Origin of the sequence: Pseudomonas nitroreducens NBRC 12694 (assembly GCF_002091755.1) — a bacterium.
Classification (GTDB): Bacteria; Pseudomonadota; Gammaproteobacteria; order Pseudomonadales; family Pseudomonadaceae; genus Pseudomonas; species Pseudomonas nitroreducens.
Window position 1 is genome coordinate 1 of sequence record NZ_BDAI01000040.1, and the last position, 548, is coordinate 548.

A 548-nucleotide genomic window follows, 5' to 3' on the forward strand; every position below is an offset into this window, starting at 1 on the left:
CAGGTAGTAGGCCTTCTGCTCGGCGCTGCCGTTCCGCAACAGGGTGAACATGTTGTACATCTGCCCGTGGATGGTGCCGGAGTTGCCGCCGCAGCGGTTCACCTCCTCCAGGATCACCGAGGCCTCGGCCAGCCCCAGGCCCGAGCCGCCGTACTCTTCCGGGATCATCGCGGAGAGCCAGCCGGCTTCGGTCATGGCGCGGACGAAGTCCTCGGGGAAGCCTTTCTCTTCATCGATCCGGCGCCAGTACTCGGCGGGGAACTCCGCACACAGGGCGCGCACGCCTTCACGGATGGCCTGGAGTTCTTCGGGGGTGGAAGTCATCGAATCACCTTTGCTCTTTTCTTGTTGGGAGGGCACCGCAGGGGTGCGATCAGTCGAATTCCACTTCGCCGCGCTGGGCGATGCCGGCACCGTTGCCAGCCCAGACTTCGGCCTTGTCTGGGCCGCTCAGGCGGCCGCCGACTGCGAAAGGTTCGGGGCTGATCAGCGGGCGCAAGCCACGGTAGGCGTATCGGCGCAGGCGTGCTTCGGGGTTGGCGCGGCAG

At 66.2% G+C, this 548-nt stretch carries 2 protein-coding genes; both read right to left on the reverse strand.

Going from position 1 to position 548, the window contains the following annotated elements:
- On the reverse strand, positions 1–324 hold a 324-nt coding region (locus tag PNI01S_RS28180), incomplete at its 3' end, for an acyl-CoA dehydrogenase family protein (RefSeq protein WP_143514283.1).
- A gap of 49 nt (positions 325–373) precedes the next feature.
- A partial coding sequence (locus tag PNI01S_RS28185) for a hotdog family protein (protein ID WP_501193806.1) occupies positions 374–548 on the reverse strand: 175 nt, incomplete at its 5' end.